Genomic DNA, 12,067 nt, shown 5'->3' with positions numbered 1-12,067 from the left:
TATACACTCCGGTTCCTGCGCTGCTCTTCACCTTGCTGACGCCTTCTCGCGACAGGTCGTGAACAGCTTCTGACCTCCCTACCATGGGGGGAGAGGGGATAGATCGAGGTGGCGAGGTTTGCCATGAAGATCGCCGGCAGGTGGCCCGCTTACGGTTCGCAGCTGCGAGCCTGCTCCCTTCTCCCTTGGCGGGAGAAGGGCTGGGGATGAGGGGTATCACTCGGCAGAGATAAAAAAGAGGGGAGCCATCATGGCTCCCCTCTTTCGTTTCGTTACCGCGATAGGTGACGTGCGGCCTGCCTCAGTGGCTGAGGTCGACCCGCACTATCTCTTCCTCGTCGCGATACTGACGCTTGAGCTCGCTCTTGCTCTTCATCACGATCTCGCCGTCACGGCCGATGTTCATGTGCTCGGGGTTGTCGAGGTGCATCGCCTGCCAAGCCATCACAGCCTGCAGCGATGTGGCCTTCTGCTCGTCGGTGAGCGGCTTGCCATCAGGCCACTTGCCGAGCTCGACCGCCGTCTTGAGGCGTTCGTACACCTCTTTGGGCATCTGCCTGATTGCTTGCAAAAACTCACCTTGTTGAAACGACATCCGGCCTTCTCCTTGCACATTGAGCCATGACGAATCGGGATCAGACCGGCAGATCTTGGCGGACTGCGCCAGCCATCTGCTCCATCACCCGCACTACCTGACAACTGTACCCGAACTCGTTGTCATACCATACGTAGAGCACGCAGTGATCCCCCTCGGCGATGGTGGCCTGGGAGTCGACGATGCCCGCAAAGCGGGAGCCCACCATGTCGGAGGAGACCAGCTCGGTGCTGGCGCTGAAGTCGATCTGGCGATGCAGGGCAGAGCTCAGCGCCATCTGCTGCAGATAGGCGTTGAGGCTCTCCCGATCGGTGGTCTGTTCCAGCGAAAGGTTGATGATGGCTAGCGACACGTTGGGTGTAGGCACCCGGATGGCGTTGCCGGTCAGCTTGCCCTTGAGCTCGGGCAGCGCCTTGGCCACCGCCTTGGCGGCGCCGGTGCTGGTCATCACCATGTTGAGGGCCGCGCTGCGACCGCGTCGCTCGCCCTTGTGATAGTTGTCGATGAGGTTCTGGTCGTTGGTGTAGGAGTGGACCGTCTCCACGTGACCGTGGCGGATACCGTACTTGTCCTGCATCACCTTGAGCACCGGGGTGATGGCGTTGGTGGTGCAGGAGGCGGCGGAGATGATCTTGTCATCCGGGCCTATTACCTCGTGGTTGACCCCGAACACCACGTTCTTCATCTCCCCCTTGCCGGGAGCGGTCAGCAGCACCCGGGCGGCGCCGCGCGCCTTGAGGTGCTCGGACAGACCCGCCTCGTCACGCCAGACGCCGGTGTTGTCGACGATCAGCGCATCGTGAATGCCGTAGGCGGTGTAGTCGATGTCGGCCGGGCTGTTGGCGTAAATCACCTGGATGAAGGTGCCATTGGCGATGATGGCGCTGCGTTCCACATCCACTTCGATGGAGCCGTTGAAGGGGCCGTGTACCGAGTCACGGCGCAGCAGGCTGGCACGCTTCTCCAGATCTCCATCGCGACCGCCGCGCACCACGATGGCGCGCAGGCGCAGGGAGTTGGCGGCGCCGGTGCGCTCGATCAGCAACCGGGCCAGCAGACGGCCGATGCGGCCGAAGCCGTACAGCACCACGTCGGTCGGAGCCGGTACGCCGCGACCCAGGGCCGGTGCCAGCTTGGCACGCAGGTAGTCGTCGATGCCGGCTTCATCCTGGTGATCCTGCCAGTAACCCACGGCCAGTTTGCCCAGATCGATCTCGGCGGCGGTCGGGTTCAGGGCCAGGATGGCTTGCAGCAGGGGAAAGCTCTGTTGGATCGGGAGGGGGGCTCCCTGGTGGCGGCGAACGACCCGGTGGGCCTTGAGGATATCGATGGTGGAGGCGTTTTGCAGCGGGCGTCCGAAGATGGTGATCTCGATCCCTTGCTGACGGTAGAGGCGACCGATCAGGGGTTGCATGGCTTCGGCGAGCTCCTGGCTCTCCTGCCACGCCTGCAGATAGTGCTCGTGGGTCATTAACCAGATCCTTTATTTCACGTTGTTGGGGCAAATAGAAATTCGTCGAATGCAGATCAGTGTAGGGGTGTATATTTCGTTATATTATTCTGCAGTCGCGGCCTTATACGGCGCGCGCATTGTAATGGATATGTAACCGGTTTGCTAGCCGTAGGTGGCCGCTCGAGGCTCCCGTTGTTATCAACCTGCGTTTTCAACAAGATGTGAGCCATGGCCAATTTGCCCCTGCGACAGACCTTCATCATGCTTTCCGTCGGCCTTGCCGTTGCGGGCTGCAATGACGACCGGATCCACAATATTTGCAGCAACCATCCCGAGCTCTGTCAGGATCTGGTAGACGATGGCTGGTGCCGCTACGAGCGTACCGACATCATTCGCAGCCGCTTCTATCTCAAGGAGGAGGGGACGGATCGGCGCAAGTATGAGCTGATGCGCAACCTGGAGCGCTACCTCAAATGTGCCGAACGCTCCACCAACATCGAGTACAAGAATGCCCGCGAGCAGAAGAGCCCGCGGGTGGAGGGGATGCTGGCGGCTGGCGACCAGCTGGCCCAGCTCGATGCCGCCACCCGCAATGCCAAGGATCCCTATCTGCTGCTCTGGCACTGGACCAACAACACCAACGAGCTGGCCCGCCAGCAGTTTCTGGCGCTGGAGGGGCAGCCCGCGCTTGAAGAGCCTGAACTGCAGCTGGCGCTCGGGGGCATCTATGCCAAGCGTGAGCCGCAAAAGGCCATCGCGCTGATGCAGCACGCCCTCTCTCTCTACCGGGAAGGGGATCAGGTGAACGGCCGCATCCTCACCTCCCTCAGCACCCTCTACATGGGCCAGAAGGAGTACGGGCAGGCCTATCTGTGGGGCAAGGTGAGCGAGTCGTTCCAGAACGCCGCCGAGGTGTCGGCCAGCCGTTTCAGCCTCTACCACTCCCTGAGCAAACAACAGCAGGAGGGGCTGGACAGCCAGGCCGCCATCCTGGTCGAACAGCTGAAAAGCGGAACCTATCGTCCCTGAGTCCTGATGAACCACATTGAACCTCTGGCCAGCGACTGGCCGCACCCCTTCGACATCCGGCTCACCCACGGCCGGGTCAATACGGATGGCCGCCAGCTGGAGCGGGTCACAGTCCGGGCCATCGTGCTGCGTGGCGACCAGCTGCTGCTGGTGCACTCCAGTGTCAACGGCGATCTCATGTTTCCTGGTGGTGGCATCGAGCACGGCGAGTGCCACAACACGGCCCTGGCCCGCGAGCTGCGCGAAGAGTGTGGCGCCGAGCTGGTGGCGGTCGGCGCCCTGCTCGGGCAGACGCGGGAGTACCGTCCGGCCCGCGAGGCCGACTACGACGCCTACTGCATCCGCTCCTTCTACTACCTCTGTCAGGTGGGGGAGAACTGGAGCGAGCCGCGGCCCCAGCCCTACGAGATAAGGCTCGGCTTCACGCCGGGCTGGTTCGAGCTGGCCGAGGCGCTGCAGACCAACAAGACCCAGCTGGCGGGCTCCTGCCCCCAGTGGACGGCGCGGGAGACCCGGGTGCTGGCAGAACTGCAGCACTGGCACGGTGCCGGCCTGCTGGGCTGAGCACTTTCACTGCACCATAAAAAAACCGCCGATTGGCGGTTTTTTTGCGTCGGTTGCCGATCAGGGCGTGCAGACCGGGCAGAGGGCGTAGGTGCCCTGCGGATCGTTGAAGCGGGTCAGCGGGTCCAGGCTGCGGTTCACCTCCACCAGCGCCTTGCCAAGGCCGGCCGGCAGCCAGCTCTGCAGGTGCGAAGCCAGCACCTGGGCGCTGCTGTCGAACAGCTGGCGCAGGAACTTGTCTTTGGCCGACTCTTCCTGCTCGATGGGGGCGACCTGCCACTCCTTGAGGTTGGCCAGCTCGGCTGCCGCCTTGATGGCCGCCTCCTGATCGCCAAACTCGTCCACCAGGCCCAGCGCCTTGGCATCCTGGCCGGTCCAGACCCGGCCCTCGGCCGCTTTCTCGGTCTCTTCCGGGCTCAGGCCGCGGCCCTTGCTGACCAGACCGACGAAGCGCTGGTAGGTATCTTCCACGCTCAGCTGGATCGCCTGGCCGACGTGTTCCGGCAGGGCACGGGTCAGGCCGACGCCGACATAGTCGGTGGTGCCGATGCCGTCGGTGTGCACTCCGTACTGGGAGAGCGCCTTGTCGATGGTGGCGAACATGCCGAACACCCCGATGGAGCCGGTGAGGGTGGTGGGGGAGGCGAAGATCTTGTCCGCATCGGCGGAGATCCAGTAACCGCCGGAGGCGGCGTAGCTGCCCATGGAGATCACCACCGGCTTGCCGGCCTGCTTGAGGGCCAGCAGCTCGGCGCGGATCTGCTCGGCGGCGAAGGCGCTGCCGCCGGGGCTGTCGACCCGCAGCACCACGGCCTTCACCTTGTCGTCACGGCGGGCATCGGCCAGCAGATCGGAGAGGCTGTCACCGCCTATGGTGCCGGCAGGCTGGATACCATCCATGATGGCGCCGCTGGCGACGATGAGGCCCACCTCATCCTTGCCGCTCTGGGGATACTGGCTCGGAATGGCGGCCAGGTACTCCTTGAGGCCAACCCCCTTCCAGCCGTGGTCATCGCTCTCGCCCACTTCCTTGATCACCGCCTGGGTCATCTCGTCGCGGGTCGCCAACTGGTCCACCAGACCGTTGTCGAGGGCGTAGTTGCCCGCGTTGCCGCCGGCCTTGCGCAACAGCTCGAGGAAGCGATCCTTGCCCGGCGCCACGGCGTCCGGTTCGATTTCACGCTGCTCGGCCACGTCGGCCACATAGGATTGCCACAGCTGATCCAGCCAGCGCTGGTTCGCCTCCTTGCTCTCGGGGGACATCTCGTCGCGGGTATAGGGCTCGACGAAAGACTTGTAGGTGCCAACCTTGAACACGTGCGGGGTGATGTTGAGCTTCTCCAGCGCCGACTTGTAGTAGGTCTGGTAGACGCCGAGTCCCTCGATCACCACGGCGCCGCTCTGGTTGAGCAGCACGTGATCGGCGTGGGCGGCCAGCAGGTACTGGCCCTGGGTGTAGAAGTCTGCCATGGCGATGACCGGCTTGCCGCTCTCCTTGAATGCATCGATGGCGCTCGCCACCTCCTGCAGTTTGGAGAAGCTGGTGCCCTGCAGCCCCTGGGGCTTGATCACCAGCGCCTTGATGCGATCGTCATCCTTGGCGTTCTTGATGGCCCACAGCAGATCGGAGAGGACGATCTCGCTGGGCAGTTCGTCGCTGTTGTCCACCTGGCGCAGCAGCTGCACCGTGGGATCGGTTTGCGAGCGCTGTTCCACCAGTACGCCGGAGAGATTGAGGGTGAGGGCCCCTTCGATGGGGGCGCTGGGGGCCTCTTTCTGGCTGACGCTGAAAACGATGATCAAGACCACGACGAGAAACAGCAGATTGACCAGCATCAGCCGGGTGAAATTGAGCAGGCGCCACAGGCTGCGAAACAGCCAACCCAGACCTTTGAAAATAGACATAGTCGCGTTATCGCCCTGTTAATGGGGAGGGAAGCGCCATTATTAACCAGTTGGCCGGTGAAATGCCATTTCCGCTTGGAGAGGATCGGAGCCGGTGAGTTCGGAACACGTCTGTTCGCCGAAAAATTGTCCAAACATTTGTTTGAAAAAGCATTTTTGATTCTTTACTCTAGCCTCGGTTTGATAACAAAAAATTAACTGGAGGCCCTGTGAGCCGCCCACCCATGCTGCCGCCTTGTTCCAGGCCTGAGTCCGGACGGCGGGGGATGGGCGTGGTGCCATCCAGCCCGGCCCCGACAAGGAGTTCATGATGAGCCGTTACCCGACCCTGCTGACCCCCCTCGATCTGGGCTTTACCCAGCTGCGCAACCGCGTGTTGATGGGATCCATGCACACCGGCCTCGAAGAGGAGAAGGGGGGCTTTGACAAGCTGGCCGCCTTCTATGGCGAGCGGGCCCGGGGCGGGGTCGGCCTCATCGTGACCGGCGGCATCGCCCCCAACCTGCGTGGCCGACTGGTGCCCCACGGCTCCCAGCTGAGCTTTCCCTGGCAGGTGGCCAAGCACAAGAAGGTGACCAGTGCGGTGCATCAGGAGGGGGGCAAGATAGCGCTGCAGATCCTCCATGCCGGCCGCTACGCCTATCATCCGTTCAGCCTGGCGCCGAGCGCCCTCAAGGCCCCCATCTCTCCGTTCAAGCCGCGCGCCATGAGCGAGCGGCAGATCCGCGGCACCATCCGCGACTTCGCCGCCACCGCGCAGCTGGCCAGGAGCGCGGGCTACGACGGGGTCGAGGTGATGGGCTCGGAAGGCTATCTCATCAACCAGTTCATCTGTGAGCGCACCAACAAGCGCACCGATGGCTGGGGTGGCAGCAGCGAAAACCGCATGCGCTTCCCGGTAGAGATCGTCCGCGCCATCCGCGAGCGGGTCGGGCCGGATTTCATCATCATCTTCCGCCTCTCCATGCTGGATCTGGTGGAGCAGGGCTCGACGCTGGAAGAGGTGATTGCGCTCGGCAAGGCGCTGGAGCAGGTAGGTGTCACCCTCATCAACACCGGCATCGGCTGGCACGAGGCGCGCATTCCCACCATCGCCACCAGCGTCCCGCGCGGTGCCTTCAGCTGGGTGACGGCGGAGCTGAAAAAACACCTCAAGGTGCCGCTTATCACCACCAACCGCATCAACACCCCCGAGGTGGCCGAGCGCATTCTGGCGGGCGGCGAGGCGGATATGGTCTCCATGGCGCGCCCCTTCCTGGCCGACCCCGAATTTGTCATCAAGGCGGCCGAAGACAGGGCGGACGAGATCAACACCTGCATCGCCTGCAACCAGGCCTGCCTCGACCACATCTTCAAGCAGAAGCGTGCCTCCTGCCTGGTCAATCCGCGCGCCTGTTTCGAGACCGAGCTCAACTTCGGCCGGGTGCCTCAGCCCAAGAAACTGGCGGTGGTGGGGGCCGGTCCGGCCGGGCTGGCGTTTGCCTGCTACGCCGCCGAGCGTGGCCATCAGGTGAGCCTGTTCGATCAGGCCAGCGAGATCGGCGGCCAGTTCAACTTCGCCAAGCAGATCCCGGGCAAGGAAGAGTTTCACGAAACCCTGCGCTACTTTGCCAAGCGGCTGGAGAAGTGCGGCGTCGAGCTCTATCTGGGCCAGCGCCAGAGCGCCGAGAGCTTGCTCGGCGGCGGTTTTGACGAGGTGATCCTCGCCACCGGCATCCGCCCGCGCACCCCCAACATTCCGGGCATCGAGCATCCCAAGGTGCTGAGTTACCTGGACGTGCTGCGGGATCACAAGCCGGTGGGCGAGAAGGTGGCGGTGATCGGTGCCGGCGGCATCGGCTTCGACGTGGCCGAATATCTGGTGGAAAAACGGGCGGATGGGGGCCAGAGCCGGGATCACTGGCTCAAGGAGTGGGGCATCGACAAGCAGCTCGGCGAGCGCGGCGGTCTGACGACCCCGGTGATCGACGCCCCCGAGCGCCAGATCTGGCTGCTCCAGCGCAAGGAGAGCAAGGTGGGCGACGGCCTGGGCAAGACCACTGGCTGGATCCACCGCACCGTGCTCAAGAACCGCAAGGTGGAGATGCTCTCCGGCGTGCAGTACCTGCGCATCGACGACGAGGGGCTCCACATCCGGGTGGGCGACCAGCAGCAGTGTCTGCCGGTGGATCAGGTGATCATCTGCGCCGGCCAGGAGCCCCTCAAGGAGCTGCAGGCCGGTCTGCAGGCTGCCGGCAAGCCGGTACACATCATCGGCGGGGCCGACGTGGCCGCCGAGCTGGATGCCAAGCGCGCCATCCGCCAGGGGGCCGAGCTGGCGGCGGTCATCTAGTCGACGGGCCGCCATGTATTGCGACAACCCCCTGAAGCCCAGGGGTTTTCTTCATCTGGTGCTGTGCTAAGGTAGCGCCATCATAGCCCCTGACAAGGAACTGCTCATGGATGCCCTCCATCTGTTACTCAACCGTCACTCCTGTGGCCGTCTGGCCGAGCCGGCTCCCGTCGGCGAGGTACTCGACAATATCCTCAAGGCCGGGCTGCGGGCGCCGGATCACGGCACCCTGACCCCCTGGCAGTTCATCCTGTTCGAAGGGGAGGGCCGCGAGCGGTTGGGCACCCTTTTGGCGGAAGCCGCCCGTAGCCGCGGTGAGGATGAAGAGAGCATCAAGAAGTGCCGGGAAGCTCCGCTGCGCGCACCCCTGGTGATCGCGGTGGCGACCCGCCATCAGGAGCACCCCAAGGTTCCGCGACTGGAACAGGAGCTCTCCGCCGGCTGCGCCCTGATGGCGATGCAGATGGCGGCCCAGGCCCAGGGCTTCAACGGCATCTGGCGCTCCGGCTGGTTTATCTTTGACGAGCAGATCCAGGCCGGCCTTGGCCTTGGCACAGACGATCAGCTGGTGGGCTTCCTCTACCTCGGCACCCCCATGCTGGAGGCCCGCAAGCTGCGCGAGCTGCCGGTGAGCGAGTTCGTGCGTCGCTTCTAGTCTGATGAACTGTCGATAAAGCCCTGACTTGTCAGGGCTTTTTTGTTTCTGGCGACAGGCTGTACTGATAAATGAAAAATTGCCAAGAGGCAGGCCGTGGCTGGCAGGGAATTTTTTAAATAGTGAGATGCCGTTCTCAATCCTGGTTTATTACGCTATGTAAAACGTTTGCGCCTCGTTAATATCCCTGTGCCAGTTTAGAAGGTGACCCCTTCTAATTTTCTGCGATGAGAGTCGCAATTCCGTAGCACCTTTTTACAGCCCAACGTCTTGATGACATTGGGCTTCATTTTTATGGGCGTTTTTCGGGTGTAGGTTCCCTTCACTTCCTGGTGCCGGCTCTACAGGTAGTTCTAGGAGCGTGCTGCTAGCTTACCGGCGTCTTGCCTTTGGCGGGCAGCACGCGGGCCGGGTTGTCGGCCACCCGGGCACCGGCCGGCACATCTTTGGTGACCACGGCTCCGGCGCCCACGATGGCCTCCCGCCCTATGGTGACGCCGGGCAGCAGGATGGCGCCGCCACCAATCCAGACCCTGTCCTCGATGGTGACCGGCAGCGCGGTCTCCACCCCCTGGATCCGTTCATCGGCATCCAGCGCATGGGCGGCGGTGTAGATCTGTACGTTCGGCCCTATCATCACCTCGGCGCCGATGCGAATGGGGGCATTGTCCAGCAGGGTGGCCCCCATGTTGATGTAGCTGCGCTCGCCAAGGTAGATGTGGCGGCCATAGGTGCAGTAGAGGGGCGGGCAGATAAAGGCACCCTGGGCCAGCTCGCCGACGATCTGCTGCAGCAGCGCCAGCTGTTCATCCTCCTCGTCGCTGCGATTGAAGCGGCGGTACAGACGGGCCGTCTCCTGGCGCAGCAGATCCAGTTCCGGTGCCATGCAGTTGTAAGGCTGGCTGGCGATCATCTTGTCGTACTCGGTCATGGGGGCTCCTGTGGCTTGTCTTTGTGGCGCCTGGGTTATACATGCTAGCGGCCCGGTCGCCGGATAACCGTGATCAGCGGCCCGCTACGGGCAGCACCAGATTGGTCGGCTTGCCCTCGGCAAAGGCAATCAGGTTGTCAAAGGCGGCCTGAAAGTAGCGTTGGTAGCTGTTGCGCTCCACATAGCCGAGATGAGGCGTCGCCAGCACATTGGGCAGGCGCAACAAAGGCTCGCTCTGCGCCGTGGCGGGCTCTGCGTCGAACACGTCGAGGGCTGCGCGCCGGGTCGGGTTGGCGGCGAGTTCGGCATAGAGGGCTCCGGGCTCGACAAGCTCAGCCCGACTGACGTTGACCAGCAGGGAGTCGGCCTTCATCCGCGCGAGATCGGCGCGGGTCACGCAGCCACGGGTGGCCTCGTTCAGGCGCAGATGCAAAGAGAGGACGTCGGCCTCGCGAAAGAAGCTCTCCTTGTCACTGGCGCTGGCATGGCCATCCTGCTCGGCCTGCCGGCGGGAGCCCTCGCTGCCCCAGATCAGCACCGACATGCCGAAGGCCCGACCGTAACCGGCCACCAGTCTGCCAATCTTGCCGTAGCCCCAGATGCCGAGCGTCAGCCCCTGCAAGGTACGCCCCAGCCCCAGCGTGCCGGATTGCTGCCACTGCCCCTGGGCGAGGGCATGGCAATAGGCCGGGAGGTGGCGGGAGGCCGCCATGATGAGGGCCCAGCAGAGCTCGGCGGGCGCCACCGGGCTGCCGATGCCTTCGGCGACGGCCACCCCGTGGCGCTGACACAGGAGGGGGTCGATATGCTGGCTGATCTTGCCGGTCTGGCTGATGAGGCGAAGGGAGGGGAGTCTGCGCAGCAAGGCTTCGTCGATGCGGGTGCGCTCGCGGATGAGCACCAGCGCCTCCACCCCTGCCAGCCTGGCGGCAAGGCGCTCGGGGTCAGGTTCGCTTCGGGTGAGAATGGTGACGTCGTGGCCCGCCAGGCGGGTAAAGCAGGGTAGATGACGCACCTGATCCTGATAGTCATCCAGTATGGCAATCCGCATAAGCACTCCGTGTCGCAGGGGGGACTGGCGGCCTATCCTACCGGAAACGGGGTGAGCTGTGTGGTCAAATGAGCATGTATGGCGCTGGGTGGTGGAATCAGCGAAGAAGCGGCTGCCGCCGGCGGGCCGAAAACAGACGGGGCTCCCGTGTGGGAGCCCCGTTGATAGTTTGGCAAGTGCCGCTTAGCCGAGTTTGTAGCTGATGGGCTGGCAGCCGCCGTGGCTTATTGCTTATCAGCCGAGTTTACGGCCGATGGGTTGGCAGCCACCGTGGCTTGTTGCTTATCAGCCGAGTTTACGGCCTATGGGTTGGCTGCCGCCGTGGCTTGTTGTTTATCAGCCGAGTTTGCGGCCGATGGGTTGGCAGCCGCCGTGGCTTGTTGCTTATCAGCCGAGTTTGCGGCCGGAGAGGCGGCACCACTCTTCCTTGACGGCGGTCGGGTCCATCTCGAACCACTGGCCGTAGATGGTCTCCAGCTCCGGCGCCTGGCTTTCCAGCACGCCGGAGAGGGCCATCAGGCTGCCCGCCTTGCCGTGGCCGGCGATAAGCGGCGCCAGCTCGCGCAGCGGGCCGGCCAGGATGTTGGCGACCACCACGTCTGCTTCGACATCTTGCGGCTGATCCGCCGGCAGGTAGAGCTCGATCTGATCGGCGACGCCATTGCGCATCGCGTTGTCACGGCTGGCCTGGATGGCCTGCGGATCGATGTCGATGCCGATGACCCGGGCCGCGCCCAGTTTCAGGGCGGCGATGCCGAGGATGCCGGAGCCGCAACCAAAGTCGACCACTGTCTTGCCAGCCAGATCCAGCCCGTCCAGCCACTGCAGGCAGAGCGCCGTGGTGGGGTGGGTACCGGTACCGAAGGCCAGACCCGGGTCCAGCATGACGTTGACCGCATCCGGGTTTGGCACGTCGCGCCAGCTCGGGCAGATCCACAGGCGCTCGCCGAACTGCATGGGGTGGAAGTGATCCATCCACTCGCGCACCCAGTCCTTGTCTTCCAGCTGCTCCACCTTGTAGCCCACATCTTCACCGAAGATCTGCTGGAAGAAGGCGATGGTGGGTGCCGGATCGGTTTCGGCGTCGAACAGCCCCATTACTTCGGTCTCGCCCCACAGCGGGGTTTCACCCGGCATGGGTTCATAGACGGGCACATCCTTGGCATCCATAAAGGTCACCGCCTGGGCACCACGCCCCAGCAGCATGTTGCTCACCTTGTCTGCGGTCTTGGCAGTGGCGTTGATTCGAATTTGTATCCAGGGCATGGCGTCGACTCTTCATAAATGTGAAACCGCGGGATTCTATCATCATGGGCGTGTGCTGTCGTGGTTTGCCCATGCAGTGTGGTGGAGGAGGCGGACTTTGCCGAGTTGGCACGGTTCATGTATTCCTCATTGGGTGACGGGAAGCAACCTGTTCCCGCTGAATGCTTTGCTCTAGGAAAGTTCCGTCATCTTTTTCAGCCACCTTCGGGTGGCTTTTTTTTTTTGCCTGCAGAGTGGCCGGGGGCTGCATACCCAGGTGGCAGGGTGCAATGTGGCAAGAAAGCGG

10 protein-coding genes are annotated in these 12,067 nt (G+C 63.4%); 4 read left to right on the top strand and 6 right to left on the bottom strand.

The annotated features are described in order from the left end of the window. Positions 1 to 301 precede the first annotated feature (301 nt). Both AB5Y94_RS08915 and AB5Y94_RS08910 read right to left on the bottom strand, forming a co-directional pair. Positions 302 to 595 (bottom strand): YeaC family protein, encoded by a 294-nt coding sequence (locus tag AB5Y94_RS08915; RefSeq protein WP_017766723.1) that lies wholly within the window; start codon positions 593 to 595, stop codon positions 302 to 304. 40 nt (positions 596 to 635) lie between these two features. Then, positions 636 to 2,066 (bottom strand): glyceraldehyde-3-phosphate dehydrogenase, encoded by a 1,431-nt coding sequence (locus AB5Y94_RS08910; protein WP_102988105.1) that lies wholly within the window; start codon positions 2,064 to 2,066, stop codon positions 636 to 638. 243 nt (positions 2,067 to 2,309) lie between these two features. On the opposite strand from AB5Y94_RS08910, the gene AB5Y94_RS08905 reads away from it, so the two are divergent. Together AB5Y94_RS08905 and AB5Y94_RS08900 are read left to right on the top strand one after the other, a co-directional pair. Next, on the top strand, positions 2,310 to 3,077 hold the full coding sequence (locus tag AB5Y94_RS08905; protein ID WP_085946928.1) for a DUF2989 domain-containing protein: 768 nt from the start codon (positions 2,310 to 2,312) through the stop codon (positions 3,075 to 3,077). Between the two features lie 6 nt (positions 3,078 to 3,083). Next, on the top strand, positions 3,084 to 3,641 hold the full coding sequence (locus AB5Y94_RS08900) for an NUDIX domain-containing protein (protein ID WP_017781495.1): 558 nt from the start codon (positions 3,084 to 3,086) through the stop codon (positions 3,639 to 3,641). Positions 3,642 to 3,701: 60 nt separating this feature from the next. On the opposite strand, the gene sppA is transcribed toward AB5Y94_RS08900, so the two are convergent. Continuing rightward, on the bottom strand, positions 3,702 to 5,546 hold the full coding sequence (gene sppA / locus AB5Y94_RS08895) for a signal peptide peptidase SppA (protein ID WP_368205363.1): 1,845 nt from the start codon (positions 5,544 to 5,546) through the stop codon (positions 3,702 to 3,704). Positions 5,547 to 5,856: 310 nt separating this feature from the next. Between sppA and AB5Y94_RS08890 the strand changes: the two genes are divergently transcribed. Together AB5Y94_RS08890 and AB5Y94_RS08885 are read left to right on the top strand one after the other, a co-directional pair. Further along, a complete protein-coding gene (locus AB5Y94_RS08890; RefSeq protein WP_017788394.1) occupies positions 5,857 to 7,878 on the top strand; it encodes an NADPH-dependent 2,4-dienoyl-CoA reductase in 2,022 nt (673 codons plus the stop codon). A 106-nt stretch (positions 7,879 to 7,984) separates the two neighbouring features. After that, positions 7,985 to 8,533, top strand: coding sequence for an NAD(P)H nitroreductase (locus AB5Y94_RS08885; RefSeq protein ID WP_368205362.1), 549 nt, complete (start codon positions 7,985 to 7,987; stop codon positions 8,531 to 8,533). 367 nt (positions 8,534 to 8,900) lie between these two features. Here the strand turns inward: AB5Y94_RS08885 and AB5Y94_RS08880 are convergent, their stop codons facing one another. The 3 genes from AB5Y94_RS08880 to prmA form a co-directional block, all read right to left on the bottom strand. Beyond that, positions 8,901 to 9,464 (bottom strand): sugar O-acetyltransferase, encoded by a 564-nt coding sequence (locus tag AB5Y94_RS08880; protein WP_368205361.1) that lies wholly within the window; start codon positions 9,462 to 9,464, stop codon positions 8,901 to 8,903. A gap of 73 nt (positions 9,465 to 9,537) precedes the next feature. Further along, positions 9,538 to 10,515: a D-2-hydroxyacid dehydrogenase family protein gene (locus AB5Y94_RS08875; RefSeq protein WP_368205360.1), complete on the bottom strand. Its 978-nt coding sequence runs from the start codon at positions 10,513 to 10,515 to the stop codon at positions 9,538 to 9,540. Positions 10,516 to 10,902: 387 nt separating this feature from the next. Next, positions 10,903 to 11,781, bottom strand: coding sequence for a 50S ribosomal protein L11 methyltransferase (prmA, locus tag AB5Y94_RS08870; RefSeq protein ID WP_005298012.1), 879 nt, complete (start codon positions 11,779 to 11,781; stop codon positions 10,903 to 10,905). Positions 11,782 to 12,067 lie beyond the last annotated feature (286 nt).

The sequence above is a fragment of the Aeromonas sp. s5 genome (assembly GCF_040907865.1).
Lineage (GTDB): Bacteria > Pseudomonadota > Gammaproteobacteria > Enterobacterales > Aeromonadaceae > Aeromonas > Aeromonas dhakensis.
Note: the sequence above shows the minus strand (reverse complement) of the source record. Positions and strands in the feature narration are given on the sequence as shown.

Excerpts from the sequence above, each read along its gene's own strand:
- AB5Y94_RS08915 (WP_017766723.1), bottom strand. The coding sequence starts at position 595 with ATGTCGTTTCAACAAGGTGAGTTTTTGCAAGCAATCAGGCAGATGCCC.
- AB5Y94_RS08910 (WP_102988105.1), bottom strand. The coding sequence starts at position 2,066 with ATGACCCACGAGCACTATCTGCAGGCGTGGCAGGAGAGCCAGGAGCTC.
- AB5Y94_RS08905 (WP_085946928.1), top strand. The coding sequence starts at position 2,310 with ATGCTTTCCGTCGGCCTTGCCGTTGCGGGCTGCAATGACGACCGGATC.
- AB5Y94_RS08900 (WP_017781495.1), top strand. The coding sequence starts at position 3,084 with ATGAACCACATTGAACCTCTGGCCAGCGACTGGCCGCACCCCTTCGAC.
- sppA (WP_368205363.1), bottom strand. The coding sequence starts at position 5,546 with ATGTCTATTTTCAAAGGTCTGGGTTGGCTGTTTCGCAGCCTGTGGCGC.
- AB5Y94_RS08890 (WP_017788394.1), top strand. The coding sequence starts at position 5,857 with ATGAGCCGTTACCCGACCCTGCTGACCCCCCTCGATCTGGGCTTTACC.
- AB5Y94_RS08885 (WP_368205362.1), top strand. The coding sequence starts at position 7,985 with ATGGATGCCCTCCATCTGTTACTCAACCGTCACTCCTGTGGCCGTCTG.
- AB5Y94_RS08880 (WP_368205361.1), bottom strand. The coding sequence starts at position 9,464 with ATGACCGAGTACGACAAGATGATCGCCAGCCAGCCTTACAACTGCATG.
- AB5Y94_RS08875 (WP_368205360.1), bottom strand. The coding sequence starts at position 10,515 with ATGCGGATTGCCATACTGGATGACTATCAGGATCAGGTGCGTCATCTA.
- prmA (WP_005298012.1), bottom strand. The coding sequence starts at position 11,781 with ATGCCCTGGATACAAATTCGAATCAACGCCACTGCCAAGACCGCAGAC.